Raw genomic sequence first — 24800 nt, 5'->3', positions numbered from 1 at the left:
CCTATGTATATGCACTTATCAAGTCGATCGACGGCATGTCGTCGATCGGGGAAAGGGCTAGCGTTCCGGCAGGTTGTGCGTGATCCGGAACAATTCGTCTCTCAGGCGGGCCGCCTGCGTCGACCCGAACCGCTGCTCGAACGCTTCCTGCGCGGCGAGCCAGTGCACCTGCGCGTCGGCGATCTTCGTTTCGCCGTGCGCGGTCAGCGCGAACGTCTGGCGGCGGCATCGTGGCTCGATCCGGCCGGCCACCAGCGCCGCGCCGACGAGCGGCTTGAGCGCGCGCAGCAGCGCGGTGCGTTCGATCACCAGCACGGTCGACAGTGTCGCCATCGTCAGGCCCGGCCGGTCGCGCAGCAGCGCGAGAATGCTGTACTGCGACGGCGTCACGCCCGCCCGCGACAGATAGCGCTCGTAGAACTGCGAGATCCGGCGGGCGGCTTGCCGGACCGCGAAGCAATCGTCATCGGTGAGCGTCGTCTTGTGCATGTACACATATTAGGGTGAGGGGCGGTGCGAATCGATGGTCGGGGCAGGATCAGATTGGTGTCGTGGCTGTACCAATCGGCGGCAGACCGGGGCGTTCGCGCGCCGGATCAGGCCGCCGCCGGAACAATCCAGCCTTCGCGGTCGCAGTAGGCGGCCGTGTAGTCGATGAACGCCTTGACCTTCGCGGGCAGCAGCGCGCGGTTCGCGTACGCGAGCTTGATCTCGACGAACGCGTCGACGAGATCGGCGTCGGCCAGCAACTGCACGAGCGCGCCCGACGCGAGCTGGGCGCCGACGAGCGTTTTCGGCACGACGCCGATGCCGAAGTCATGCAACACCATTTCGCGGTTGAAGACGGGGCTGTTCGACGAGATGTCGAAGCGGAACGGCACGGTCAGCGTGTTGCCGTCGACGCGGAACGACAGCGCGGGCCGGCGCAGCGACGGCGACATCGGCACGAACAGATGGTCGGCGAGGTCGGCGGGCGTGACCGGGCGCGAATGGGCGCGCAGGTACGCGGGCGTCGCGACGATCACGAGCGGAATCCGTTCGACGAGCCGCACGACGGTCGATTCGTTCGTCAGCATGTACGGCACGACGATGCCGATGTCATAGCCTTCGCCGACCAGATCGACCGGGCGCTCGGTCAGCGTCACGTCGAGGCGTACCTTCGGGTGTGCGGCCTTGAAGCCGGCGATCAGCGGCACCAGCTGGTTCAGCGCGGCCGTCGTGTGTGCGACGAGGCGCAGCAGACCCTCGGGCTCACGCGTGTGCGTCTGCGCTTCGGCTTCGAGCGAGTCGAGTTCGTCGAGCACGGCCGCGCAGCGCTCGTAAATGCGCTCGGCCGTTTCGGTCAGCGACACCTGGCGCGTGGTCCGGTGCAGCAGCCGGCTGCCGAAGCGCGCCTCCAGATCCGCGACCGCGCGCGACACGACAGGCCGCGCGAGGCCGTGCATGTCGGCGGCGCGCGTGAAGCTGCGCATCTCCACCACCGACCGGAAAATCCGCAGCTTGTCGATGTAGTCCATGTCCGTCTCCTTGACGCGAGGCCGGCCACCGGCCTTGTTACGGCGGAGTGTACATTGACTTTATGCATATGCACATATAAATTGCCAAGCATGAACGACACCTCGATTGCCCACGCGTGCAACTGCCTCGCGCTGCGTCAGGCGGCGCGCTTCGTCACGCAACTGTACGAGCGCCATCTGGCCCCGGTTGGCGTCACGCCCGCCCAGTTCTCGATCATGGCGAACCTGACGCGCACGCCTGGCCTGCTGATGAGTGAACTCGCCGATGCGCTCGTGATGGATCGCACAACGCTGCTGCGCGCGCTGAAGCCGCTGCAGCGCGACGGCTTCGTCGCGACGGCCGCGTCCGAACACGATACGCGCGCGCATGCGCTGAGCCTCACGAAGCTGGGCGAGCGCACGTTCGCGCAGGCAAAAGTCGCATGGCAGGCCGCGCAGGACGAATTCGAGACGCAGTTCGGTCGCGACCGCGCGAAGGCGCTGCGCGACGAACTGTTCAGTGTGACCGCGGAACGCTAGACGAGCTGGCGGCAAACTGGAGCGGAATTCGAGCCATTGGCCTCTTTAGTGGCGCTCGCGGGAGGGAATTGGTTTTTGAAACTGTCCGGTTCGATGGCGATCTGGACAGTTTTTATTTCCAGTTGTAGAGTCCCCTGACGGATTTCACGGGCCGGCGCCGCCGGCACGCGTCAGAGGAGCCACCGATGCTGCAGTTGAGTGACCGCGACAGCGCGATGCTGCGCGGGGATTTCGGCGAGGGCGTCGCGCGCGCGATGCGGATCGTCGTGCGCACGGCGCAAGTGATGTCCGCGCCGCACCTGATCGACATCACGTCCGCGCATATCGACGGCTGTCTTTACCACGGCCAGACCAGCCTCGACTTCGTCGAGTATTTCGTCGACACCGGCGCGAAGGTCGCGGTGCCGACCACGCTGAACGTCGGTTCGCTCGACCTGATCCATCCCGAGCTCTACCACGGCGACCGCACGATCCAGCGCGACGCGCAGCGCCTGATGGATGCGCATCTGCAGCTCGGCTGCGAATCGAGCTTCACGTGCGCGCCGTACCAGTTGAAGAACCGTCCCGCGAAAGGCGAGCAGATCGCCTGGGCCGAATCGAACGCGATCGTGTTCGCGAACTCGGTGCTCGGCGCGCGGACGAGCCGGTACGGCGATTTTCTCGACCTGGCCGCGGCGATCACCGGGCGCGCGCCGTATGCGGGGCTGCATGTCGAAGCGAACCGCGCCGCGCGGATCGTGTTCAACGCGCCGGACTTCCGCCGCCTGGCGTCGCGCGACATCTATTTCGCCGCGCTTGGGCTGCTGATCGGCAGGATCGCGGGCGCGGTCGTGCCGGCGATCGTCGGGCTGCCGGCGGACACCACCGAAGACGAACTCAAGGCGCTGGGTGCGGCTGCCGCGTCGAGCGGTGCCGTCGCGCTGTTCCATGCGGTCGGTGTGACCCCCGAGGCGCCCACGCTCGATGCCGCGTTGCACGGCCAAGCGGCGCAACGCACGGTCGACGTCACGATGGCCGATCTCGACGCGATTCGCCACACGCTGAACCACGGCGCGGCCGGCGACGCGCTCGTCGCGGTGGCGCTCGGCACGCCGCATTTCTCGCTGGCCGAATTCCGCACGCTCGACAGCTTGCTCGACGCGTTCGACGGCAAGCCCGCCTGCGATTTCTACGTGAACACGAGCCGGTTCATCCTGTGGGAGCTGGAGGAGGCCGGTCTCGCGGAGAAATTCGCGGCACGCGGCATCCAGATCGTCGTCGATACCTGCACGTACATCACGCCGGTGATGAAACAACTGTCGGGGCTCGTGATGACCAATTCGGGGAAATGGGCGTCGTATGCGCCCGCGAACATCGGCGTGACGGTCGCGTACGGCAGCATGCGCGAATGCGTGCGCTCGGCGTATGAAGGAAAGGTGCGATTCGATGACTGACGCGACAGGCAAGCTGTTGACGGGCGACACGCTCGTGCCGGGCAGCGCATGCGCGCTGACGTTCGTGCTCGACAAGCCGCTCAGCTTCTGGGGCGGCTACGACTCGGGCGCGGGAAAGATCGTCGATCGCGGGCATCCGCAGGCCGGCGCGAGCCTCGCCGGCAAGGTGATGGTGATGCCGCATGCGAAGGGCTCGAGTTCGAGCAGCAGCGTGCTCGCGGAGGCCGTGCGCAACGGCACGGGGCCGGTCGGGATCGTGCTGAAGGAGCGCGACCTGATCATCTCGATCGGCGCGATCGTGGCCGCCGAGCTGTATGCGATCGCGGTGCCGGTGGTGTGCGTGACCGATGACGTGTACGACGCGATCGTCGCCGCGACGGGGGACGTGCGGATCGAAGCGGCCGAGGGTGACGGTGCTGCGAAGATTTACGTCGGCGACGCGGCGCCTGACGCCGGCTCCCCCAATCCGCCTGCTGCCTCCCGGTAAGCACTCGGCGTCTGCCCGGCCCAGCGCCGGAACGCGCGCGTGAAATTGGCCGGGTCGGTGAATTGCAGCCGCTCGGCGATCGTCTTCAGGTCGAGATCCGACGCGGCGAGCAACTGCTTCGCGTCGCGAAACCGCGCTTCGTCGAGCAATTGCCGATAGCTTGAACCGGCTTCCTCCAGGCGGCGCCGCAGCGTGCGCGTCGACACGAGCAGCGCGTCGGCGAGCGTCTCCGGCCCCGGGTAATCGCCGGCGCCACGTGCCAGCTCCGCGCGCACGCGTTCGACCAGATCGCCTTCCTCCTGACGCACCTGCGCATACTCGCGTTCCACCTGCACGAGCGCCTGCCGGTGCGCGACTTCGTCGGCGAGCGGCAGCGGCCAGTCGAGCACATCGCGCGCGATCCACAGCGCGTTCGCGGCACAACCGAATTCGACCGGCGGCAATTGATCGCGATAGCGCGCGAAATAGGGCGGCTCAGGCCACACGAATTGCAGCTTGATCGGTGGCGATGCGCGCCCGGCCCATTGCGAGATGTTCTGCGCGAGCCCCGTCAGCACGAATTCGAACATCACGTGATGCTGCAGCACCGGGCTGGCTTGCACGCCGTGCAGTTCGAGCGTCGCGCCGCGTTCGTCTTCGTCGTAGGTCAGGCGATATTGGCGGTTGCGCATCCGGAAGTAGCGCTGCGTGACGGCGAGCGCCTCGCGGATGTCCCGCGCGGTCAGCGTCGCGTAGCCGAGAAAGCCGTGCACGGTCGGCTTCAGCAGCAGCCCGAACGCGAGCCCGATGCCCGGATCGCCGCCGATCTCGATCGCGTTGAGCACGAGCCGCCCCCATTGCGACGGCGCGACGCGCGCGTCCGGTTCGGCCAATACGGCGTCGCGCAGGCCCGTGCCGGCGCGCACCGCGGCCAGATCGACACCGCGCTCGGCCAGCGCCTGCAGCAGCAGGCGCGTATAGGCGACCGGAATCGTCGGCCGGCGCAGCCCGAGGCGGTCCTTGGCGAGAGGGGAGGTCATGTCGTCTTGGCCGGAAATGACAAGCATTATGGCTGTTTGCCCCCTCACGTTCAAGGCGGCGCGCGCCTACGATGTCACGCATCGCTTATTGGCACGAATTGGCACGCTCATCATGACCACGACCTTTCCCCACCTGCTCGCCCCGCTCGATCTCGGCTTCACGACGCTGAAGAACCGCGTGCTGATGGGCTCGATGCACACGGGCCTCGAGGACAGCCGCAAGACGCTGCCGCGGCTCGCCGAATATTTCGCCGAACGCGCGCGCGGCGGCGTCGGCCTGATCGTGACGGGCGGTTTCGCGCCGAACGTGGCCGGCTGGACCAAGCCGTTCGGCGGCACGCTGATGACGTCAGCCGCCGCGCGGCGGCATCGCCAGATCACGGATGCCGTGCACGCGGAAGACGGCAAGATCGCGCTGCAGATCCTGCATACGGGCCGCTACGGCTATCACCCGTTCGCGGTCGCGCCGTCGAAGATCAAGTCGCCGATCTCGCCGTTCGCGCCGCATGAACTGAGCGCGGGCGGCGTCGAGCGGCAGATCCGCGCGTTCGTCCGCTGCGCGAAGCTCGCGCGTGAGGCCGGGTATGACGGCGTCGAGATCATGGGCTCCGAGGGCTACCTGATCAACCAGTTCATCTCGATGCATACGAACAAGCGCACCGACCAGTGGGGCGGTTCGTACGAGAACCGCATCCGGCTGCCGATCGAGATCATCGAGCGCACGCGCGAAGCGGTCGGCCGCGATTTCATCCTGATCTACCGGCTGTCGATGCTCGACCTGATTCCGGACGGCAGCGACTGGAGCGAAACCGTGCAGCTCGCGAGGGCCGTCGAGCGCGCGGGCGCGACGATCATCAACACGGGGATCGGCTGGCACGAGGCGCGCGTGCCGACGATCGCGACGTCGGTGCCGCGCGGCGCGTTCGCCTGGGTGACGAAGAAGATGAAGGGCGAGGTCGGCATTCCGCTCGTGACCACCAACCGGATCAACCGTCCCGAAGTGGCCGAGCAGATCCTCGCGGACGGCTGCGCGGACATGGTGTCGATGGCGCGCCCGCTGCTCGCGGATGCCGAGTTCGTGGTCAAGGCCGCGCAGGGCCGCGCCGACGAGATCAACACCTGCATCGGCTGCAACCAGGCGTGTCTCGATCATGCGTTCAAGAACAAGATCGCGTCGTGCCTGCTGAATCCGCGCGCGTGCCACGAGACGGAGCTGAAATACACGCCCGCCGCGCAACCGAAGCGCATCGCGGTGGTCGGCGCGGGTCCGGCCGGGCTCGCATGTTCGACCGTGCTCGCGCAGCGCGGCCATCAGGTCGACCTGTTCGACGGCGCGGCCGAGATCGGCGGCCAGTTCAACATGGCGAAGCGGATTCCGGGCAAGGAAGAGTTTCACGAAGCGCTGAGCTACTTCGGCCGCCAGGTCGAGCTGACCGGCGTGAACCTGCACCTGAACCGCCGCGTCGACGCGAGCGACCTGATCGCGGGCGGCTACGACGAGATCGTGCTCGCGACCGGCGTCGCGCCGCGCGACCCGAAGATTCCGGGGCAGGACGGGCCGAACGTGCTGAGCTACATCGACGTGCTCGCGGGCAGGCAGCCGGTCGGCCGGCGTGTCGCGGTGATCGGTGCGGGCGGGATCGGCTTCGATGTCGCCGAGTATCTGGTGCAGGAAGGTGAATCGCCGGCGCTCGATCTGGAAGAGTGGAAGGCCGAATGGGGAGTGACCGACCCGGCCGCGACGCGTGGCGGCGTGACGCGTGCGCAGGTGGCGGCGCCCGCGCGTGACGTGACGCTACTGCAGCGCAAGGCCGCGCCGCTCGGCAAGGGGCTCGGCAAGACGACCGGCTGGATTCACCGCGCGACGCTGAAGATGAAGCAGGTGAAGATGATCGGCGGCGTGAACTATGAACTGATCGACGCGCGCGGGCTGCATGTGTCGTACGGTGAGCAGCGCACCGATCACGAGTTGATCGAGGCCGACACGATCGTGCTCTGCGCGGGGCAGGAGCCGCAGCGCGCGCTGCTCGCGCCGCTGCAGGCGGCCGGGCGCTCGGTGCACCTGATCGGCGGCGCGGAACTGGCCGCCGAACTCGACGCGAAGCGCGCGATCGATCAGGGCGCGCGGCTCGCGGCCCGGTTGTAACGGGCGGTTGCTGCCGCGTTCGTGACGATGTTCGTCGCGTGACGGCGCGTTGCCGGCGCGACGAACCACAATTTGCCATTTGATCCGCTGATCCGCTGATCCGCCGACACGCCGACACGCCGACACGCCGATACGCCGATACGCCGATACGCGCGCACAGGCCATCAATGTAGCGGGTGTCCCGCGCCACCACGCAACGTGGCGGCACGACCCCGGCAAGCGCGAGCGGCCGGCGCCGTTCAGGCCGCCTCTGCCCGCTCTTCCTCTTCCGCGTCGAGCATCGCCTTGACGATCAGGTAGATGGCCGGCAGATCATCATCGTCGCGACGCCAGTCGACCGGCTCTTCGACGTCCGAGGCGACCAGGCGGCTGTCGCGTAGCCGGATGAACGCGTCGACGACGGCCGGATCGTTGCGGTTCAGGAAGCCGGCATTCGAGAATGCCAGCTCTTCGACGTTCAGCAGCGCCTGCCAGCTCATCGTGCGGACGGCCGCAGGATGGGTGCGGCGCCGCAGGCCGAGCGCCCGCTGCGCGGGGCCGCCGGCGACACGCTGCAGATCGACGACCGCCCGTTGCGCGGCGCGCTCGAAGTGGACGGGGTTGAAGCCGGGTTGCTCGGGATCGAATGCGGATGCCTGGAACATGGTCGCCTCACAAAAGTCCGTTCGTCTGTGAATGACGGAATTCGGGTCAAATGGTGCAAAAGCACTGTAAATATATACAGTGTTTGGCGCGGTTTCAAGCCCCGGATGAAGGATTTTGTGCGATGGCCACCGAAGCGGGCGGCCGCACCGGGCAAGCGAACGATCTACACCGCTGCCGCGATCGTCTCCCGCAACCACCGGTGGGCCGGATCGCGATGCACGCGTTCGTGCCACAGCATCGACATTTCGTAGCCGGGCACGTCGACGGGCGCTTCCACGACCCGCAACGCGGGCACGTCGCGCACCAGCCGCTCGGGCACCATCGCGACGAGATCGGTGCTGGCGACGGCCGACATCACGAACAGGAAGTGCGGCACCGACAGCACGACGCGCCGCGTGGCCCCCACCTTTGCGAGCGCTTCGTCGGTCACGCCGAAGAAGCCGGCGCCGTCGGGCGACGTGATCACGTGCTCGAGCGTGCCGAACTGCGCGAGCGTGGGGCGCCGTTTCAGCTTCGGGTGACCGGCGCGGCCAATGAGCACGTAACGCTCGACGAACAGCGGCAGCCGCCGCATGCCGGCCGGCGATCCTTCGGTCGTGTGGAAGGCGAGGTCGATGCCATTTCGTTCGGTATCCTGCTCGATTCGTGGCGGCACGAGCTCGACGATCGCGAGCCGCGTGCCGGGGGCGGTCGAACGCAGCGTGTTCAGCGCGGGCAGGACGATCGTCGATTCGCCGTAGTCGGTCGCCGCCACCCGCCACGTGTTCTGCGCGGTGGCGGGATCGAACGGCGTGGCGGGGATCACCGCGCGTTCGATCGCTTCGATGGCGTCCCGCAACGGCTCGCGCAGCGCCTCCGCGCGCGCGGTCGGCCGCATCCCGCGCGGCCCCGGCAGCAGCAGCGGATCGCCGAACAGGTCGCGCAGCTTCTGCAACTGCACGCTCACCGACGGCTGCGACATGTTCAGCTTCTCGGCCGTGCGCGTGACGTTGTGCTCGGCGAGCAGCACGTCCAGCGTGACGAGCAGATTGAGATCGAGTCGCCTGAGATTATTCATGGCTATACCTGCAATATCAGGAATTCATTTCAAATATACCTTCGGTCGCGGCATCCTGCAGTCATTCAATCAACGGAGTACCGAACATGAATGTGCTGATCGTCTATGCCCATCCCGAACCGCGTTCGCTGACCGGCGCGTTGCGTGATTTCGCCGTCGAGCATCTCGAAGCGGCCGGCCACACGGTGCAGGTGACCGACCTGTATGCGATGAACTGGAAGGCGGCGTTCGACGCGGACGACATGACCGGGCGTGACCCGGACGCGCGTTTCGATCCGTCGAACGACTCGAAGCACGCGTTCGCAACCGGCACGCAGCGCGAAGACATCGTGCGTGAGCAGGACAAGCTGAGGTGGGCCGATGCGGTGATCCTGCAGTTCCCGCTGTGGTGGTTCTCGATGCCGGCGATCATGAAGGGCTGGTTCGAGCGCGTGTACGCGTGCGGCTTTGCCTACGGAGTGGGCGAGCATTCCGACACGCATTGGGGCAATCGTTACGGCGAAGGTTCGTTTGCCGGCAAGCGCGCGATGCTCATCGTCACGGCAGGCGGGTGGCAATCGCATTACAGCCCGCGCGGCATCAACGGACCGATCGACGACGTGCTGTTCCCGATCCAGCACGGGATGCTGTATTACCCGGGCTTCTCCGTGCTGCCGCCGTTCGTGATCTACCGGGCGGGGAAGATGAACGAAGCGCGCTTCGACGAAACGCGTGCGGCGCTCGGCAAGCACCTGGACGAACTGTGGACGACGCAGCCGATTCCGTTCCGGCGGCAGAACGCGGGAGATTACGAGATCCCGGCGTTGACGCTGAAGGACGAAATCGCACCGGGGAAGGTGGGCTATGCGGCGCATCTGGCGCACGAGTATTGATGACGCATGGCAGGCCCGCGCGAGAGGGCGGCGCGCGGGCATGTCGACACCTGCGCCCGAATCAAGTAGTTTCCGGAGATCGACGCGATTCGTCTGCACAATAGGCCGGCATGGCCCGCGCAGCGAATCGGTCTCGACGGAGAACAGCAACGATGACTTTCGAACAACCGGGCCAGGCAGAACCGATCGATGACAACCGCGCCGTCCTGCTGATCACGCTCGAAGCCGGCGGCTATCTGACGGAGGAGCAGGCGGCGCGTGTCACCCAGCGTCTGAGGGACGCACCGGCCGAGTTTCCCGATACCGATTCGGCGCGCAACATGCTCGACTGGCTGATCGCCGAGGGCTACACGACGGCGGACGCCGAGGCGAAAGCGACGCATGAGCTGCTGGACGGCAGCTACGCGAGCGCCGACGAGAAACTCGTCCTGATGACGATGCTGGAGGAGATCGATCCGCCCCGGTTCAAACAACGTCTGGATGAAACGGTTGCGTCGATCCGGCGCGAGCAAAAGAAGAAGCAGATGCTGATCGGCTTCGGCGGCCTGGCTGCCGCGCTGGCGGTGGGCGCCTACCTGTTGTGGCCCGCATCGGCGCCCGCGTGCGGCGCGTCGAGCACCACCACGGCGCTGAATTCGCTGTTGTTCGACGCGCGCAGGGACATGATGCGCAAGAACCCGATGCAGATGCTCGAGCAGGGCAGCAAGTCGTTTCCGCACGTCAGCAACCCGCGTGAAGTCGGCTACGACGAGGCCAATCGCGCGCGCGGCTGCCTGGTGGACGTGAGTATCGCCGACGAGCACGCGACGATCGGCTATGTGGTCCGGCACGACGACAAGGACAAGAGCGCCTTTGTCGTGCAGATGTTCCCGCCCGAATACGTGACGGTTCGCTACAGTGCGCAGGGCCTCGATCCGAAGCTCGGCGCACCGCTCGGCCGCGACGTCATCAGCACGGCTTTCATGGCGGGCGTCGCGCAACTCGACAAGGCGGTGTCGGCGCGCATGCCGAGCTACGGCAAGCCGATGTTCGGCGACGACAAGCCGACGACGCTGGCGAGCAGCGTGCTGGGCGTCATGCCGGCCGCCGACTGCCGGCAGATCGACGGCGACCATGTATCGTGTCCGCTGCTGATCGATTATCGCGACCGGCTGCTCGGCGCGATCGGCGCGCCGTCGATGCTGCAGTTGAAGGGGGATTTCACGTTCGTCAAGGACGGCAACGGCTGGAAAACCGCCGACGATTTCGACAAGACGCTGATGGAAGCGATCGTCGCGCGACGCGTCGCGAAAGTGTATGGCGACGAAGTCGCCGACAAGATGGAGGCGCAGAAGCAGAAGTAGGTCACGCGGCAACCCGATCTACCGCTGCGAATGACGAAATGAAACGGGCGGCCCGCGAAGCAATCGCGGGCCGCCCGTGTTTTCAGTGCTCGACCGCCTGCTTAGCGATCGTCTTCCCGCACCGACGACGGATGCCGGCACAGCGCCCGCACTTCCATCTCCATATACGGGAACAGCGGCAGCTGGCTCAGCAGGTCATGCAGTTGCTGCACGCTTTCGACGTCGAAGATGCTGACGTTCGCATACTGCCCGGCGATCCGCCACAGATGCCGCCAGGTTCCTTCGTTCATCAGCCGCTGGCACATCGCCTTTTCTTCCGCCTTCAGCGTGGCCGCCTTGACCGGATCCATGTCCGTCGGCAGACGGACGGTCATTTCCACATGAAACAGCATCCTGCACTCCTTGCGTTATCGGTTCGTCGAATCGGAAGGCCGCTCACGCCTGCGCGCGGGCCCGCTCGACGTCGCTGCCCGGTACGTCCTGCTTTTCCTTGAGCAGCGAGAAATCGAAGTCGATCAGCGCGAACTGCCCGTCGACGCCATACGGCTTGCCTTCCGCGCCTTCGGCCTGCTTCACCGGCGGGATCAACCCGTCGCGCGTCGCGAAGGCGAAGTCGTCCCACAGATGCGGATCGCCATCGATGTTGATCTGCGTCGTCAGCTTACGATAACCGTCCGCCGAAACGAAGAAGTGAATGTGCGCCGGACGATGGCCGTGGCGGCCGAGCTGGTCGAGCAGCTGCTCGGTCTTGCTGCCCGGCGGCACGCTGTAGCCGACCGGCAGCACGCTGCGGAAGCTGTAGCGGCCTTCGGCATCGGTGCGGATCGAGCGGCGCAGGTTGAACGCGGGCTGCGACTGATCGAAGTACGAGTAGTTGCCGAGATGGTTCGCGTGCCACACCTCGACCAGCGCGTTCGCGAGCGGCGCGCCGTCCTGGCCGAGCACCTGGCCGCGCATGATGAGCGTCTGGCCCGGATCGGTGCCGTCGTCCAGACGCGCATGGCCGACCGATTCCGGCGCACCGGCGACATACAGCGGCCCTTCGATCGTGCGCGGCGTGCCGCCCTGGATGCCGGCCTTTTCCTCGGCTTCGTCCATGCGCACGTCGAGGAAGCGCTCGAGGCCGAGGCCCGCGGCGATCAGCCCGAATTCGCGGCCGGCTTCGTTCAGGTAGTTCAGCGCCGTCCAGAATTCGCTCGGCTGCACGTCGAAGTCCTCGATCGTGTAGCAGATGTCCTGCACGATCCGGTTGACGATCGCGCGCACGCGCGGGTTGCCCGGCTTCTCGGCGGCGTCGTCGAAGGTCTTCAGCAGTGCGTCGATGGCTTGCTTGTTCATCTGTGTCTCCGGTTTCGGTTGTCGTGTGGGGTCAGCGGGCGTCGCGTCGCATCCGTTCGATGCGGGCCCAGTCGAAGGTGATGCCGAGGCCGGGCGCTGCCGGCAGGTGCAGCTTGAAATCCTCGTAACGCAGCGGCTCGACGAGGATTTCCTCGGTGAGCAGCAGCGGGCCGAACAGTTCGGTGCCCCATTTCAGCGAGTCGAACGTGCTGAACAGTTGCGCGGACGCCATCGTGCCGGCCGCGCCCTCGAGCATCGTGCCGCCGTACAGTTCGATGCCGGCCGCCGTCGCGATCGACGCGACACTCGCCGCACCCTGCAGGCCGCCCGATTGCGCGATCTTCACCGCGAACACGTCGGCCGCGCGGTCTTGCGCGAGCGCGAACGCATCGACGGGGCCGTGCAGCGCCTCGTCGGCCATGATCGGTACCTGCGCGAGTTGCGTGAGGCGTTTCAGCCCCGCGCGGTTGGTCGCGGCGATCGGCTGCTCGACGAGGCTCACGCCGGCTTCCGCCAGCCGTGCGCCGGCCCAGATCGCGTCGGTTTCGCTCCATGCCTGGTTCACGTCGACGCGCACGTCGCCGCGCTCGCCGAGCGCGCGCTTGATCGCGATCACGTGCGCGACGTCGTCGGCCACGGCGTTCGAGCCGATCTTCAGCTTGAACGCGCGGTGGCGGCGCGCGTCGAGCATCGCTTCGGCTTCCGCGATGTCGCGCTGCGTGTCGCCGCTCGCCAGCGTCCAGGCGACGTCCACCGCATCGGTCCGGCGGCCGCCGAACAGCTCGGACAGCGGCACGCCGAGGCGGCGCGCCTGCGCATCGAACAGCGCGGTCTCGATCGCGCATTTTGCGAAACGGTTGCCCTGGAACAGCTTGCGGGCGCGCGCCAGCGCGGCGCCCGGACGCGTTGCATCCATGCCCTGCAGCAGCGGTGCGAAGTAGGTGTCGATGTTGACCTTGATGCTTTCGGGGCTCTCCTCGCCATACGCGAGACCGCCGATGGTCGTCGCCTCGCCGACGCCTTCGATACCGTCCGTGCATCGAACACGCACCAGCACGAGGGTCTGGCAATTCATCGTGGCGACCGACAATTTGTGGGGCCGAATCGTTGGCACGTCGACGAGCAGCGTCTCGATGCGTTCGATGGTGGCGGCAGTTGCTATCATGCGATTCCTCCTGTTGGTGCACATGGTAGGAATTCCCGCCCCGCGTCGTCCAACACTCTTTCCGACTACTTCCATACCTTTGAGGCATGAAATGGAATTGCGTCAGCTCCGCTACTTCATCGCCGTCGCCGAGGAAATGAACATCACGCGGGCGGCGGAGCGGCTGCACATGACGCAGCCGCCGCTGAGCCGCCAGCTCCAGGCGATCGAGGACGAGATCGGGTTGCCGCTGTTCGAGCGCGGTGCGCGGCCGCTGAAACTGACGGATGCGGGGCGCGTGTTCTATGCGCAGGCGAAGCGCCTCGTCGACCAGGCCGACGAGCTCGGCCCGCTGACGCGGCGGCTCGCGCAATCGTCGGAGCGGATCGTGATCGGCTTCGTGCCGTCGACGCTGTACGGCGCGCTGCCGGACGTGATTCGCGCGTTTCGCGAGGCGCAGCCGGACGTCGAGCTGTCGCTGATCGAAATGTTCACGCTCGAACAGCTCGGCGCGTTGAAGGGCGGGCGGATCGACGTGGGGTTCGGCCGGCTGCGGTTCGACGACGATCAACTGGTGCGCGAGGCGCTGATCGAGGAAAAGCTGATCGCGGCGCTGCCGCTCGGGCATCCGCTCGCCGATCCGGCCCGGCCGCTGACGCTCGCGGATATCGCGAACGAGACGCTGATCGTCTATCCGAGCACGCCGCGGCCGAGCTTTGCCGATCAGCAGCTGTCCGCGTTGCGCGACGGCGCGCTGGTGCCGGCGGCCGTCCACGAGGTGCGCGAGCTGCAGACGGCGCTCGGGCTCGTGGCCGCGCAGGTCGGCGTGTCGCTGGTGCCGGAGAGTGTGGAGGGGGTGCGCGTGAAGGGCGTGGTCTACCGGCGGTTGCCGGAGCCGGCCGCGACGTCGCCGATCATCATGAGCCGTCGGCTGCACGGCGAAAGCGCCGCCACGGCTGCGTTTTGCGCGATTGCACGGGAGATGATCGTGCCGGCGGCGTGACGATCGTCATTGCTTCCATAAATCGCAACTAACGGTCTGTTTCAGCAGGCGTAGATAAATGCGGGGAGGGTGGCGCGGTTTCATGTCGTGCCGTGCAACGTCGCGACCGGCCATGCAAGCCGCCGGGCGCGCGAGCGTACACGGCGCTAGCGCTTCCCGTCGAGCGTTTCCGACGGCGATTCCCCGAATTTCTCCCGATACGCGATCGCGAACCGGCCGAGGTGCGTAAACCCGCAGTCGAGCGCGACATCGGCGATCCGCCGGTTGGACGTCGCGCCGCGCAGCAGTTCGCGCGCATGGTCGAGCCGCGTCGCGCGCAGGTATTGCATCGGGCTCATCCCGCGGAACTGCAGGAACGCGTCGCGCAGCGTCCGTTCCGGCACGTTGGCGGCCTGGACGATATCGGCGAGTTGCAGCGGCTGCGCGTAGTGCGCGTTCACGAACTCCTGCGCGCGCCGCACGAAGCCCGGCGCCGGGTCGCGGTGCGACGCCTGCAGCACGGACGGCGGGTGGCCTTCGATCAGCAGGTCGATCAGCAGGTGCTCGAGCTGCGATGCGACGCGCGGGTTCGCGTTCGCGCGTTCGAGCAGTTCGGGCGAGCGCGCGACCAGCATCAGTTGCTGGCGCCATGCGGCGAGCGCGGCGTCGCTGACATGCAGCACGGGATCGAGCATCGCGCGCGGGTCGCCCGTCAGCGAGCCGACGGTCGCCGCATCGATGCGCAGCACGAACTGCTCGCAATCGGCGGACAGCACCGCGTCGAAGCGTTCGCCGGGCGCACACAGCACGCCGGTCTGGCCGTCGACGCCGAGCTGCCGGCCCATCGCGCGCACCTCGGCCTGGCCGGACAGGCAGAACATCAGCAGGTAATAGCCGTCGACCGCGTCGACCTGCACGCGCATCGCGTCGCCGAATGCGATCGTGCCGATCCCGAGCCCGCCGAGCCGGACGAAATCCATGTGCGACGCACCCCGCGTGCGGCCGCTCGGCAGCAGCGCATGCGGCTGCATCACGCGCGAGATCCGCTCGCGCGTCTCGTCGAGATCGCGGGATTCGAACAGCCGGTGCGCGCGCAGCGCGAACGGCTCGAACGACGTTGGGGACATGGGCCTCAGCCTTGGTATGGGCGACATGCGCGTCGATCCGATCAATGGGTCGCGATCGTGCGCCGGGTCGTGTGTGCCGTCATGCTAGCGCAGAAATCCGCCGAAAGTGGATATTGCACCGCCGCAATCGCACTTTCCGGATAGACGGCGAATATTAGCTTTTCAAAAATCGGCTCCATGCATTCAACGAAACGGATCGACCAGGAGTCCGACATGGAGCAGACAGAATCGCCCGTCGTTTTCGCCGCCCGCGGCGACGCGTCCGACGTGACCTTCCCGCACGAAGACGGCTCGCGCGTGCCGTACAAGGTGTTCAGCTCGCGCGCGGTCTACGATCGCGAGCAGGAGCGGATCTTTCGCGGCCCGACGTGGAACTTCGTCGCGCTGGAAGCGGAAATCCCGAACGCCGGCGACTTCAAGAGCACGTTCGTCGGCGATACGCCGGTGGTCGTCACGCGTACCGAGGACGGCACGCTTTCCGCGTGGGTGAACCGCTGCGCGCACCGCGGCGCGCAGGTGTGCCGCAAGTCGCGCGGCAACGCGAGCTCGCACACGTGCGTCTATCACCAGTGGAGCTTCGACAATTCGGGCAACCTGCTCGGCGTGCCGTTCCGGCGCGGCCAGAAGGGGATGTCCGGGATGCCGGCCGACTTCGACCCGAAGCAGCACGGGCTGCGAAAGCTGCGCGTCGACAGCTATCGCGGGCTCGTGTTCGCCACCTTCAGCGACGACGTGATGCCGCTGCCCGACTATCTCGGCGAGCAGATGCGCCCGTGGATCGACCGGATCTTCCACAAGCCGATCGAGTATCTCGGCTGTACGCGCCAGTATTCGAAGTCGAACTGGAAGCTGTACATGGAGAACGTGAAGGATCCGTATCACGCGAGCATGCTGCACCTGTTCCATACGACCTTCAACATCTTCCGCGTCGGGATGAAGGCGCGCTCGATTCCGGATGCGAACCACGGGCTGCACAGCATCATCACGGTGACGAAGACCGGTGACGACACGTCGGCCGCCTACAAGCAGCAGAACATCCGTTCGTTCGACGAAGGCTTCCATCTGGAAGACGAATCGATCCTCGATCTCGTGTCGGAATACGACGAGGACTGCACGAACCATATCCAGCCGATCTTCCCGCAGCTCGTGATCCAGCAGATCCACAACACGCTGGTCGCACGCCAGATCCTGCCGAAAGGCCCCGACAACTTCGAACTGATCTTCCACTTCTTCGGCTACACGGACGATACGCCCGAGCTGCGCGCGCTGCGCATCAAGCAGGCGAACCTCGTCGGGCCCGCGGGCTATATCTCGATGGAGGACACGGAGGCGACCGAGCTCGTGCAGCGCGGCACGGTGCGCGACGGCGACGCGACGTCGGTGATCGAGATGTCGCGCGGCAATCCGGACCAGCAGGACACGGTGATCACCGAAAGCCTGATCCGCAAGTTCTGGGTCGGCTACCAGAAGCTGATGGGCTATTGAAGCGGGAGCGCGGAACGATGGAAAACCTGACGGAAGACATGAAGACGTGGTTCGAGATTTACATGCTCCAGAACCGCTATATCGGGCACCTCGACAACAACCGGCTCGAAGCATGGCCGACGATGTTCACCGAGGACTGCACATACGAAATCGTGCCGAAGGAAAACGCCGACCTCGGGCTGCCGGTCGGGATTGTCCACTGCACGAACCAGCGGATGCTGCGCGACCGCGTGGTGTCGCTGCGGCACGCAAACATCTACGAAGAGCATACGTACCGGCACATGACGTCGGGCCTGACGATCGTTGCGGAACGTGACGGCGAGATCGACACGGAGAGCAACTACGTCGTCGTGCAGACGCGCAGCAACGGCGAGTCGAACGTGTACCAGGCCGGCAAGTACTACGACACGGTCGTGCGCACGCCGGACGGGCTGCGCTACAAGACCAAGCGGGTGATCTACGACACGTCGCGCGTGCAGACGCTGCTCGCCACGCCGATCTGATACGCAAGCAAGGAACAGACATGACCGAAGCAACGCTTACCGAGTGGCATTCGCTCGGCGCTTTCGACGAATTCTCCGAAGACGAACCGGCGGCGCGCGTCGCCGGCCAGAAGCCGATCGCCGTGTTCCGGATCGGCGACGAACTGTTCGCGATGCACGACCTCTGCACGCACGGCCATGCGCGGCTGTCCGAAGGCTATGTGGAGGACGGCTGCGTCGAATGCCCGCTGCACCAGGGGCTGATCGACATTCGCACCGGCGCGCCGAAATGCGCGCCGATCACCGAGCCGGTGCGGACCTATCCGATCCGGATCGTCGACGGGCAGGTGGAAGTCAATGTCGGCTGATCCGTTCGTGATCGTCGGCGCCGGCCACGCGGCGCGGCGCACGGCCGAAGCGCTGCGCGAGCGCGACGCCGCGGCGCGCATCGTGATGATCGGCGCGGAACGCGAGCTGCCGTACGACCGGCCCGCGTTGTCGAAGGATGCGCTGCTGACCGACGGCGGCGAGCAGCGTGCGTTCGTGCGCGATGCCGCGTGGTATGACGCGCAGCGCATCGAGTTGCGGCTCGGCACGCGTGTCGATGCGATCGAGCGGGATGCGCAGCGTGTGCGGCTCGACGACGGCGCGACGCTGCCCTATGCGCGGCTCGTGCTTGCGACGGGCTCGCGGGTGCGCACGTTCGGCGGGGCGATCGACGAAGTCATCACGCCGCATTACGTCCGCACCGTCGACGATGCGCGTGCGCTGCGCGCGCAGCTTTCGCCGGGCCGTCGCGTGGCGGTGCTCGGTGGCGGCTTCATCGGTCTGGAGGTCGCGGCGGCGGCGCGTCAGCTCGGTTGCGACGTGACGGTGATCGATCCCGCGCCGCGCTTGCTGCAGCGTGCGTTGCCGGACGTGGTCGGCGCGTACGCGCATCGGTTGCACGATGCACGCGGCGTGGTCTTCCAGATGGCGACGCTGCCGCGCGCGATCCGTCGCGCACCGGGCGGCGGCGCGATCGTCGAGACCGATCGTGGCGATGTGCAGGCGGACATCGTCGTGATCGGCATCGGCGTGGTGCCCAACGTCGAGCTCGCCCAGGCGGCCGGGCTCGAGGGCGACAACGGGATACGCGTCGACGCGGGCTGCCGCACGGCCGATCCCGCGATCTTCGCGGCGGGCGAGGTGACGATGCACTTCAATCCGCTGCTCGGGCGTCACGTGCGGATCGAATCGTGGCAGGTCGCCGAAAACCAGCCGGCCGTCGCGGCCGCGAACCTGCTCGGCGCCGACGAGACCTATGCCGAGTTGCCGTGGCTGTGGTCCGATCAGTACGACTGCAACCTGCAGATGCTCGGGCTGTTCGGCAGCGAACGCACGATCGTCGTGCGTGGCGATCCGGCGAATGGGCCGTTCACGGTGTTCGGGCTGGGCGACGACGGCAGGATCGTCGCGGTGGCCGCGGCGAATCTCGGGCGCGACATCGGCGCATCGCGCCGGCTGATCGCGGCGGGGGCCGTGCCCGATCCGGTGAAGCTCGCCGATCCGGCGGTGAACCTGAAGACGTTCATGTAGCAGGCGCACGGTCGTCCGGCCCGGCATGCAGTCACGATGCCGGCCGGCGCCGCCGTGTGCGATCCGCCGGTCCGATCCGGCGGGGTGCGGCCCGCTCGACGCGCGTCGCAATGTTTGTCGGCAACACCGCAACCGGTGCATATTAGCGGCATCGTTCGTCCGACCGGTTGCCCATGACGCCAGACAAAGCCCTCGAACTGAAACGCAGCAAGCGCCGTGCGCTGTGGCTGCTGCTGGCCGCCGTCGCGGTGTTCGTCACGACGATCCTGCTGCCGCGCGGCCCGTGGGTCGACGGCTTCAAGGCCGTGGCCGAAGCCGCGATGGTCGGCGCGCTCGCCGACTGGTTCGCGGTGGTCGCGCTGTTCCGCCGCGTGCCGATCCCGTTCGTGTCGCGCCATACCGAGATCATTCCGAAGAACAAGGACAAGATCGCCGACAACCTCGCGGTGTTCGTGCGCGAGAAGTTCCTCGGCCCCGACGCGCTCGCCGCGCAGATCCGCCAGCACGATCCCGCACGGAAACTCGGCGCATGGCTCGGCGAGCCGGCGAACACCGAGGCGCTCGGCGGCTATGTGACGAAGCTGATGAGCTTCGCGCTCGACATGACCGACGACGCACGGATCCAGTCATTCGTGCACGACGCGTTTCGCGCGGTGATCAACCGGGTCGACCTGTCGCAATCGGCCGGCGCGATCCTCGACACGCTGACGAAGGACGGCCGCCACCAGGCGCTGCTCGACGACGCGATCGAGCAGGTGGTCGACGTGCTCGACAAGGAGGAGAACCGCGAGGTGATTGCGGGCTTCATCGTCGAATGGCTGAAGACGCAGTACCCGAAGGTCGAGAAGATCATGCCGACGCAGTGGTTCGGCGAGAACGGCGCGCGGATGCTGGCGAGCGCGGTGAGCCGCGTGCTGGAAGGCGTGGCGGCCGACCCCGAGCACGAGCTGCGGCAACGCTTCGACCGGACGGTCGTGCGGCTGACCGAGCGGTTGAAGCACGATCCCGCGTTCATCGCGAAGGGCGAGGAGATCAAGCACTATATCCGCGACGGCGCTGCGTTCAACGAGTACGTGCGCGATTTGTGGGATCAGTTGCGCGCGTGGCTGAAGGCCGATCTCGCGCGCCCCGATTCGGCGCTGCACCGGCAGGCCGCGACGCTCGGCGGCTGGCTCGGCGCGCGGCTGGCGGAGAGCCCGGCATTGCGCGCGTCGCTGAACGAGCACGTCGAGAAGGCCGTGCACGAGATGGCGCCGGATTTCGCGGATTTCCTGATGCGTCACATTCGCGACACGGTGCGTAACTGGGATGCGCGCGAGATGTCGCGGCAGATCGAGCTGAATATCGGCAAGGATCTGCAATACATCCGCATCAACGGCACGCTGGTCGGCGGGCTGATCGGGCTCGGGTTGTATCTGGTGTCGCTGGTGCCGCGCTGGGCGGCCGGCTGGCTGCACTGACGCGGCCACGGGTATCGCGCGGCGGGCGTGCCGGGCCGCGCCCGTGCATCATGCGTGCGCTTTCGCGCCGTGCAGTTGCAGGCCGAGTGCCTTGATGACCTTCAGGATCGTGCCGAAGCTCGGGTTGCCGTCGTGCGACAGCGCCTTGTACAGCCCTTCGCGCGACAGGCCCGCATCGCGGGCGACCTGCGACATGCCGCGTGCGCGCGCGATCACGCCGAGCGCGTGCGCGATGAAGGCCGGATCGTCGCCGGCTTCCTGCAGACACGCTTCGAAGTAGTCGGCCATGTCGTCTTCGGTTTTCAGATGGTCGGCCGAATCCCACGGCCGGGTGCTGATCTTGTCCATCGATTACTCCATGTCGAGATGCGCGAGCATCGCGTGGGCGGCGCGGATGTCGGCCTGCTGCGTCGATCTATCGCCACCGCAGAGCAGGACGACCCAGATCGTTCCGCGCCGGACGTAGTAGACGCGATAGCCGGGGCCGTGGTCGATCCGCATCGCGACGACCGGCGAGCCGGCGGACTTCCAGTCGCCCGGATTGCCCATCGAGAGACGGTCGATGCGTGCCTGGATGCGGCGCTTCGCGACGCGATCCGGCAGGCCGGCAAACCAGGCGTCGAAGACGCCGGTGGTCCGGATGCTGAACGTTGGGGCACTGTAGGGCATGGATTGCAATGTGTCAACCATGGTTCACATGTCTGATGTGTTGTTTCGTTGCCGCTACAGTAGGGCCGCGCGCTTCGTTTGCGTGCTGAATGGCCGTTCGGCCGAAGTCGGGATCTTCCGAATCCGTCTACAATCAAAAACGTCTTTGCCGCCCGTGCGTGCCTGCCGCGCGCGGGCGGGTCCGTTTGTCCTCCGGTCTCCGGAGGCGCCGCCGTGCAGCGTGTGTCGCGCGGCGGGCAGTGCCGTGGTTTGTGTCCAGTAGGTAAGCGTCCGCGTGCCGTAGGCCGGCGCGCGTTCTGAACGCCGCGTGTCCGTAGGCCGGGCAGGCGGCATCAACCGAGAGTCCCCCATGAAAGCATCGGATTTGTTCGTGAAGGCGCTGGAAGCCGAAGGCGTCGAGTACGTGTTCGGCATTCCCGGCGAAGAAAACCTCGATCTGCTCGAATCGCTGCGGCGATCGAAGATCAAGCTCGTGCTGACCCGGCACGAGCAGGCGGCCGGGTTCATGGCTGCCACCTACGGCCGCCTGACGGGCCGCACCGGCGTGTGTATCGCCACGCTCGGGCCCGGTGCGACCAACTTCGTGACGGCCGCCGCGTATGCGCAGCTCGGCGGGATGCCGATGCTGATGATCACCGGGCAGAAGCCGATCAAGTCCAGCAAGCAGGGCCACTTCCAGATCGTCGACGTGGTCGACATGATGCAGCCGCTCACGAAGTTCACGCGGCAGATCGTGTCGATCGGCAACATCCCGTCGGCCATACGCGAGGCGTTCCGTCGCGCGGAGGAAGAGCGCCCGGGCGCCGCGCACCTCGAGCTGCCGGAAGACATCGCGCACGAGGAGGGCGACGGCAAGCCGATTCCGCGCAGCTACAGCCGGCGGCCGGTGGCCGAGGAGAAGGCGGTCGCGCACGCGGTCGACGCGATCCAGGCCGCGCGCCATCCGCTCCTGATGATCGGCGCGGGCGGCAACCGCAAGACCACCTGCAAGATGCTGCTCGAATTCGTCGACAAGACGGGCATCCCGTTCTTCACGACGCAGATGGGCAAGGGCGTGATCGACGAGACCCACCCGCTGTGGCTCGGCAACGCGACGCTGTCCGACGGCGATTTCGTGCACCGTGCGATCGAGCAGGCCGATTGCATCATCAACGTCGGCCACGACGTGATCGAGAAGCCGCCGTTCTTCATGCGTACCGACGACAAGACCGTGATCCACGTGAACTTCCTCGGCGCGCAGGTCGATCCCGTCTACTTCCCGCAGATCGAGGTGGTCGGCGATATCGCGAACGCGGTGTGGCAGATGAAAGAGGCGCTCGCGCCGCAGCCGCACTGGGATTTCGCGCGCTTCGCGATGATCAAGGAGCATTTCGACGCCCATCTGGCGAAGGGCCAGCACGATCCGCGCTTTCCGATGTACCCGGTGCGGATCGTCAACGATCTGTACAACGCAATGCCGGTCGACGGCATCGTCTGTCTCGACAACGGGATGTACAAGATCTGGTTCGCGCGCTACTGGCGTGCGCACGAGCCGAATTCGCTGCTGCTCGACAACGCGCTCGCGTCGATGGGCGCCGGCCTGCCATCGGCGATCGCGACGAAGATCGTGCATCCGCAGCGCAAGGTGATCGCCGTGTGCGGCGACGGCGGCTTCATGATGAATTCGCAGGAGCTCGAAACGGCTGTGCGGTTGAAGCTCGACCTCGTCGTGATGATCCTGCGCGACGACGCATTCGGGATGATCCGCTGGAAGCAGGAGAACATGAACTTCCCCGATTTCGCGATGACGCTGCAGAACCCCGATTTCGTCGCGTATGCGCAGAGCTACGGTGCGCACGGGCATCGCGTCGAATCGGCCGACGATCTCGAGCCGCTGCTGCGCGAGTGTTTCTCGTCGCCGGGCGTGCACGTGATCGATGTGCCGATCGACTACTCGGACAACGAGCGCGTGCTGAACCGCGAGATCAAGCGCCTGTCGGCGCAACTCTGAATGTCCCGTTCACAGGAAGGAGTCGTTCCATGTTGAAGGAAACCTATCCGTACTACCTCGCCAACGAAGCCGTCTACGCGAACACCGATCTGGAAGTGACGGACAAGTTCAGCGGCAAGGTCGCGACGCGTGTCGCGCTGGCCGACGCGAAGGCCATCGACGCGGCGATCGGCGCGGCGGTCGACGCCGCAAAGCCGATGCGCGAGCTGCCGGCCTACAAGCGGCAGGCCGTGCTCGACCATTGCGTCGCGCGCTTTCGCGAGCGCTTCGACGAGCTGGCCGAGGCGCTGTGCATCGAGGCCGGCAAGCCGATCAACGATTCGAAGGGCGAAGTGACGCGGCTGATCGACACGTTCCGCGTGGCGTCCGAGGAATCGGTGCGCATCGACGGCGAGATCATCAACCTCGAGATTTCCGCGCGTGCGCAGGGCTATACGGGCTACACGAAGCGCGTACCGGTCGGCCCGTGCTCGTTCATCTCGCCGTTCAACTTTCCGCTGAACCTCGCCGCGCACAAGGTCGCGCCCGCGCTCGCGGCCGGTTGTCCGTTCGTGCTGAAGCCCGCGAGCCGCACGCCGATCGGCGCACTGATCATCGGCGAGGTGCTCGCGGAAACCGATCTGCCGAAGGGCGCGTTCTCGGTGCTGCCCGCGCACCGCGACGGCGCCGACCTGTTCACGACCGACGAGCGTTTCAAGCTGCTGTCGTTCACCGGTTCGCCGGCCGTCGGCTGGGCGTTGAAGGAGAAGGCCGGCAAGAAGAAAGTCGTGCTGGAGCTCGGCGGCAACGCGGCCGCGATCGTCGATGCGGACCAGCGCGACCGGCTCGACTACGTGGTCGAGCGTCTGGCGTTCGGCGCGTACTACCAGTCGGGCCAGAGCTGCATCGGCGTGCAGCGGATCCTCGTGCATGCCGACCTGTACGACGTACTGCGCGAGAAGCTGATCGCGAAGACGCGTTCGTTGAAGATGGGCGATCCGAAGGATCCGTCGACGTTCGTCGGCCCGATGATCTCCGAATCCGAATCGCGCCGGCTGTCGGGCTGGATGGATGCGGCCGTCGCGGCGGGCGCGAAGATCGTCGCGGGCGGCAAGGTCGATGGTGCGATGTTCGAGGCGACGCTACTGGAAAACGTTGGGCACGAGCAGGACCTGTACCGGAAGGAGGCGTTCGGCCCCGTTGCGATCCTCGAGAAGTTCGACCGGTTCGACGATGCGCTCGCGCGCGTGAACGACAGCGACTTCGGGCTGCAGGCCGGCGTGTTCACCGATTCGCTCACGCATGCGCAGCGCGCGTGGGACGAACTGGAGGTCGGCGGCGTCGTGATCAACGACGTGCCGTCGTTCCGCGTCGACAACATGCCCTATGGCGGCGTGAAGGATTCGGGCCTCGGTCGCGAAGGGATTCGTTACGCGATCGAAGACATGACCGAGCCGCGGCTGATGGTCGTGCGGCGCCGGTAACGCGCGGGCAGCAGCAGGGTGCCGCGACGGCACGCGGGCGGGCG

25 protein-coding genes are annotated in these 24800 nt (G+C 66.6%); 14 read left to right on the top strand and 11 right to left on the bottom strand.

Features of this window, described 5'->3' with window-relative positions:
• Positions 1-57: 57 nt before the first annotated feature.
• Together LGN19_RS09470 and LGN19_RS09465 are read right to left on the bottom strand one after the other, a co-directional pair.
• Entirely contained in the window at positions 58-489 is a 432-nt protein-coding gene (locus tag LGN19_RS09470; protein WP_226214217.1) for a MarR family winged helix-turn-helix transcriptional regulator, read from the bottom strand.
• A 107-nt stretch (positions 490-596) separates the two neighbouring features.
• Positions 597-1517, bottom strand: a complete 921-nt coding sequence (locus LGN19_RS09465) for a LysR family transcriptional regulator (RefSeq protein WP_226214215.1) — start codon at positions 1515-1517, stop codon at positions 597-599.
• A 90-nt stretch (positions 1518-1607) separates the two neighbouring features.
• On the opposite strand from LGN19_RS09465, the gene LGN19_RS09460 reads away from it, so the two are divergent.
• The 3 genes from LGN19_RS09460 (at position 1608) to LGN19_RS09450 (ending at position 3956) form a co-directional block, all read left to right on the top strand.
• On the top strand, positions 1608-2036 hold the full coding sequence (locus tag LGN19_RS09460; RefSeq protein ID WP_226214213.1) for a MarR family winged helix-turn-helix transcriptional regulator: 429 nt from the start codon (positions 1608-1610) through the stop codon (positions 2034-2036).
• Positions 2037-2221: 185 nt separating this feature from the next.
• Entirely contained in the window at positions 2222-3469 is a 1248-nt protein-coding gene (locus tag LGN19_RS09455) for an aconitase X (protein WP_226214211.1), read from the top strand.
• Positions 3462-3956, top strand: coding sequence for an aconitase X swivel domain-containing protein (locus LGN19_RS09450; protein ID WP_226214192.1), 495 nt, complete (start codon positions 3462-3464; stop codon positions 3954-3956). Before LGN19_RS09455 ends, LGN19_RS09450 begins: the two co-directional genes overlap by 8 nt.
• On the opposite strand, the gene LGN19_RS09445 is transcribed toward LGN19_RS09450, so the two are convergent.
• Positions 3896-5002, bottom strand: a complete 1107-nt coding sequence (locus tag LGN19_RS09445) for an AraC family transcriptional regulator (RefSeq protein ID WP_226214190.1) — start codon at positions 5000-5002, stop codon at positions 3896-3898. The two genes, LGN19_RS09450 and LGN19_RS09445, sit on opposite strands and share 61 nt — an antisense overlap.
• An 85-nt stretch (positions 5003-5087) precedes the next feature.
• Between LGN19_RS09445 and LGN19_RS09440 the strand changes: the two genes are divergently transcribed.
• Positions 5088-7121: an NADPH-dependent 2,4-dienoyl-CoA reductase gene (locus LGN19_RS09440; RefSeq protein ID WP_226214188.1), complete on the top strand. Its 2034-nt coding sequence runs from the start codon at positions 5088-5090 to the stop codon at positions 7119-7121.
• 239 nt (positions 7122-7360) lie between these two features.
• Here the strand turns inward: LGN19_RS09440 and LGN19_RS09435 are convergent, their stop codons facing one another.
• Together LGN19_RS09435 and LGN19_RS09430 are read right to left on the bottom strand one after the other, a co-directional pair.
• A complete protein-coding gene (locus tag LGN19_RS09435) occupies positions 7361-7765 on the bottom strand; it encodes a DUF2471 family protein (protein WP_122949076.1) in 405 nt (134 codons plus the stop codon).
• A gap of 164 nt (positions 7766-7929) precedes the next feature.
• Positions 7930-8823, bottom strand: a complete 894-nt coding sequence (locus tag LGN19_RS09430; protein WP_174958207.1) for a LysR family transcriptional regulator — start codon at positions 8821-8823, stop codon at positions 7930-7932.
• An 86-nt stretch (positions 8824-8909) separates the two neighbouring features.
• On the opposite strand from LGN19_RS09430, the gene LGN19_RS09425 reads away from it, so the two are divergent.
• Both LGN19_RS09425 and LGN19_RS09420 read left to right on the top strand, forming a co-directional pair.
• Entirely contained in the window at positions 8910-9695 is a 786-nt protein-coding gene (locus LGN19_RS09425) for an NAD(P)H-dependent oxidoreductase (protein ID WP_122949078.1), read from the top strand.
• A gap of 152 nt (positions 9696-9847) precedes the next feature.
• On the top strand, positions 9848-11038 hold the full coding sequence (locus LGN19_RS09420; protein WP_226214186.1) for a hypothetical protein: 1191 nt from the start codon (positions 9848-9850) through the stop codon (positions 11036-11038).
• A gap of 101 nt (positions 11039-11139) precedes the next feature.
• Here LGN19_RS09420 and catC read toward each other — a convergent pair whose 3' ends face one another.
• The 3 genes from catC to LGN19_RS09405 are packed head-to-tail and all read right to left on the bottom strand — an operon-like array spanning position 11140 to position 13541.
• Positions 11140-11430, bottom strand: a complete 291-nt coding sequence (gene catC, locus LGN19_RS09415; RefSeq protein WP_011355923.1) for a muconolactone Delta-isomerase — start codon at positions 11428-11430, stop codon at positions 11140-11142.
• A 43-nt stretch (positions 11431-11473) separates the two neighbouring features.
• The gene (gene catA / locus LGN19_RS09410; RefSeq protein ID WP_226214184.1) at positions 11474-12376 is read right to left on the bottom strand and encodes a catechol 1,2-dioxygenase; all 903 of its coding nucleotides are present in this window, start codon (positions 12374-12376) and stop codon (positions 11474-11476) included.
• 31 nt (positions 12377-12407) lie between these two features.
• The gene (locus tag LGN19_RS09405) at positions 12408-13541 is read right to left on the bottom strand and encodes a muconate/chloromuconate family cycloisomerase (RefSeq protein ID WP_226214182.1); all 1134 of its coding nucleotides are present in this window, start codon (positions 13539-13541) and stop codon (positions 12408-12410) included.
• Positions 13542-13632: 91 nt separating this feature from the next.
• Here LGN19_RS09405 and LGN19_RS09400 point away from each other — a divergent pair, with 91 nt between their 5' ends.
• Positions 13633-14523 (top strand): LysR family transcriptional regulator, encoded by an 891-nt coding sequence (locus tag LGN19_RS09400; RefSeq protein ID WP_226214180.1) that lies wholly within the window; start codon positions 13633-13635, stop codon positions 14521-14523.
• A gap of 146 nt (positions 14524-14669) precedes the next feature.
• Here LGN19_RS09400 and andR read toward each other — a convergent pair whose 3' ends face one another.
• Complete coding sequence (gene andR, locus LGN19_RS09395; RefSeq protein WP_226214179.1) at positions 14670-15629, bottom strand: anthranilate 1,2-dioxygenase regulatory protein AndR; 960 nt, start codon at positions 15627-15629, stop codon at positions 14670-14672.
• 213 nt (positions 15630-15842) lie between these two features.
• Here andR and andAc point away from each other — a divergent pair, with 213 nt between their 5' ends.
• The 5 genes from andAc (at position 15843) to LGN19_RS09370 (ending at position 20634) form a co-directional block, all read left to right on the top strand.
• Positions 15843-17114 carry an anthranilate 1,2-dioxygenase large subunit AndAc gene (andAc, locus tag LGN19_RS09390; protein ID WP_175017169.1) on the top strand — a complete coding sequence of 424 codons (1272 nt, stop codon included), beginning with the start codon at positions 15843-15845 and terminating at the stop codon, positions 17112-17114.
• Positions 17115-17131: 17 nt separating this feature from the next.
• Positions 17132-17617 (top strand): anthranilate 1,2-dioxygenase small subunit AndAd, encoded by a 486-nt coding sequence (gene andAd, locus LGN19_RS09385; protein WP_059521536.1) that lies wholly within the window; start codon positions 17132-17134, stop codon positions 17615-17617.
• Positions 17618-17637: 20 nt separating this feature from the next.
• Positions 17638-17964 (top strand): anthranilate 1,2-dioxygenase ferredoxin subunit AndAb, encoded by a 327-nt coding sequence (gene andAb, locus LGN19_RS09380; protein ID WP_122949083.1) that lies wholly within the window; start codon positions 17638-17640, stop codon positions 17962-17964.
• On the top strand, positions 17954-19174 hold the full coding sequence (gene andAa, locus LGN19_RS09375) for an anthranilate 1,2-dioxygenase system ferredoxin--NAD(+) reductase (RefSeq protein WP_226214177.1): 1221 nt from the start codon (positions 17954-17956) through the stop codon (positions 19172-19174). The genes andAb and andAa overlap by 11 nt, the downstream gene beginning before the upstream one ends.
• Positions 19175-19347: 173 nt before the next feature.
• On the top strand, positions 19348-20634 hold the full coding sequence (locus tag LGN19_RS09370; protein WP_122949085.1) for a DUF445 domain-containing protein: 1287 nt from the start codon (positions 19348-19350) through the stop codon (positions 20632-20634).
• A gap of 48 nt (positions 20635-20682) precedes the next feature.
• On the opposite strand, the gene LGN19_RS09365 is transcribed toward LGN19_RS09370, so the two are convergent.
• Together LGN19_RS09365 and LGN19_RS09360 are read right to left on the bottom strand one after the other, a co-directional pair.
• On the bottom strand, positions 20683-20982 hold the full coding sequence (locus tag LGN19_RS09365) for an addiction module antidote protein (RefSeq protein ID WP_021157290.1): 300 nt from the start codon (positions 20980-20982) through the stop codon (positions 20683-20685).
• A gap of 3 nt (positions 20983-20985) precedes the next feature.
• Positions 20986-21303 (bottom strand): type II toxin-antitoxin system RelE/ParE family toxin, encoded by a 318-nt coding sequence (locus tag LGN19_RS09360; RefSeq protein WP_226214175.1) that lies wholly within the window; start codon positions 21301-21303, stop codon positions 20986-20988.
• Between the two features lie 349 nt (positions 21304-21652).
• On the opposite strand from LGN19_RS09360, the gene LGN19_RS09355 reads away from it, so the two are divergent.
• Both LGN19_RS09355 and LGN19_RS09350 read left to right on the top strand, forming a co-directional pair.
• Positions 21653-23293, top strand: a complete 1641-nt coding sequence (locus LGN19_RS09355; protein WP_175013290.1) for an acetolactate synthase large subunit — start codon at positions 21653-21655, stop codon at positions 23291-23293.
• A gap of 29 nt (positions 23294-23322) precedes the next feature.
• Positions 23323-24756 (top strand): aldehyde dehydrogenase family protein, encoded by a 1434-nt coding sequence (locus LGN19_RS09350; protein ID WP_174958197.1) that lies wholly within the window; start codon positions 23323-23325, stop codon positions 24754-24756.
• The last annotated feature ends 44 nt before the right edge of the window (positions 24757-24800 follow it).

Origin of the sequence: Burkholderia sp. AU30198 (genome assembly GCF_020419825.1) — a bacterium.
In the GTDB taxonomy this organism is placed as follows: Bacteria; Pseudomonadota; Gammaproteobacteria; order Burkholderiales; family Burkholderiaceae; genus Burkholderia.
The sequence above is the reverse complement of the archived record's forward strand: the minus strand, read 5'-3'. Positions and strand labels throughout refer to the sequence as shown.

Excerpts from the sequence above, each read along its gene's own strand:
- LGN19_RS09465 (WP_226214215.1), bottom strand. The coding sequence starts at position 1,517 with ATGGACTACATCGACAAGCTGCGGATTTTCCGGTCGGTGGTGGAGATG.
- andR (WP_226214179.1), bottom strand. The coding sequence starts at position 15,629 with ATGTCCCCAACGTCGTTCGAGCCGTTCGCGCTGCGCGCGCACCGGCTG.
- LGN19_RS09460 (WP_226214213.1), top strand. The coding sequence starts at position 1,608 with ATGAACGACACCTCGATTGCCCACGCGTGCAACTGCCTCGCGCTGCGT.
- LGN19_RS09355 (WP_175013290.1), top strand. The coding sequence starts at position 21,653 with ATGAAAGCATCGGATTTGTTCGTGAAGGCGCTGGAAGCCGAAGGCGTC.
- andAc (WP_175017169.1), top strand. The coding sequence starts at position 15,843 with ATGGAGCAGACAGAATCGCCCGTCGTTTTCGCCGCCCGCGGCGACGCG.
- catA (WP_226214184.1), bottom strand. The coding sequence starts at position 12,376 with ATGAACAAGCAAGCCATCGACGCACTGCTGAAGACCTTCGACGACGCC.
- LGN19_RS09450 (WP_226214192.1), top strand. The coding sequence starts at position 3,462 with ATGACTGACGCGACAGGCAAGCTGTTGACGGGCGACACGCTCGTGCCG.
- andAb (WP_122949083.1), top strand. The coding sequence starts at position 17,638 with ATGACCGAAGCAACGCTTACCGAGTGGCATTCGCTCGGCGCTTTCGAC.
- LGN19_RS09440 (WP_226214188.1), top strand. The coding sequence starts at position 5,088 with ATGACCACGACCTTTCCCCACCTGCTCGCCCCGCTCGATCTCGGCTTC.
- LGN19_RS09445 (WP_226214190.1), bottom strand. The coding sequence starts at position 5,002 with ATGCTTGTCATTTCCGGCCAAGACGACATGACCTCCCCTCTCGCCAAG.
- LGN19_RS09370 (WP_122949085.1), top strand. The coding sequence starts at position 19,348 with ATGACGCCAGACAAAGCCCTCGAACTGAAACGCAGCAAGCGCCGTGCG.
- LGN19_RS09350 (WP_174958197.1), top strand. The coding sequence starts at position 23,323 with ATGTTGAAGGAAACCTATCCGTACTACCTCGCCAACGAAGCCGTCTAC.
- LGN19_RS09420 (WP_226214186.1), top strand. The coding sequence starts at position 9,848 with ATGACTTTCGAACAACCGGGCCAGGCAGAACCGATCGATGACAACCGC.
- andAa (WP_226214177.1), top strand. The coding sequence starts at position 17,954 with ATGTCGGCTGATCCGTTCGTGATCGTCGGCGCCGGCCACGCGGCGCGG.
- catC (WP_011355923.1), bottom strand. The coding sequence starts at position 11,430 with ATGCTGTTTCATGTGGAAATGACCGTCCGTCTGCCGACGGACATGGAT.
- LGN19_RS09435 (WP_122949076.1), bottom strand. The coding sequence starts at position 7,765 with ATGTTCCAGGCATCCGCATTCGATCCCGAGCAACCCGGCTTCAACCCC.
- LGN19_RS09430 (WP_174958207.1), bottom strand. The coding sequence starts at position 8,823 with ATGAATAATCTCAGGCGACTCGATCTCAATCTGCTCGTCACGCTGGAC.
- LGN19_RS09455 (WP_226214211.1), top strand. The coding sequence starts at position 2,222 with ATGCTGCAGTTGAGTGACCGCGACAGCGCGATGCTGCGCGGGGATTTC.
- LGN19_RS09360 (WP_226214175.1), bottom strand. The coding sequence starts at position 21,303 with ATGCCCTACAGTGCCCCAACGTTCAGCATCCGGACCACCGGCGTCTTC.
- LGN19_RS09470 (WP_226214217.1), bottom strand. The coding sequence starts at position 489 with ATGCACAAGACGACGCTCACCGATGACGATTGCTTCGCGGTCCGGCAA.
- LGN19_RS09365 (WP_021157290.1), bottom strand. The coding sequence starts at position 20,982 with ATGGACAAGATCAGCACCCGGCCGTGGGATTCGGCCGACCATCTGAAA.
- LGN19_RS09425 (WP_122949078.1), top strand. The coding sequence starts at position 8,910 with ATGAATGTGCTGATCGTCTATGCCCATCCCGAACCGCGTTCGCTGACC.
- LGN19_RS09405 (WP_226214182.1), bottom strand. The coding sequence starts at position 13,541 with ATGATAGCAACTGCCGCCACCATCGAACGCATCGAGACGCTGCTCGTC.
- LGN19_RS09400 (WP_226214180.1), top strand. The coding sequence starts at position 13,633 with ATGGAATTGCGTCAGCTCCGCTACTTCATCGCCGTCGCCGAGGAAATG.
- andAd (WP_059521536.1), top strand. The coding sequence starts at position 17,132 with ATGGAAAACCTGACGGAAGACATGAAGACGTGGTTCGAGATTTACATG.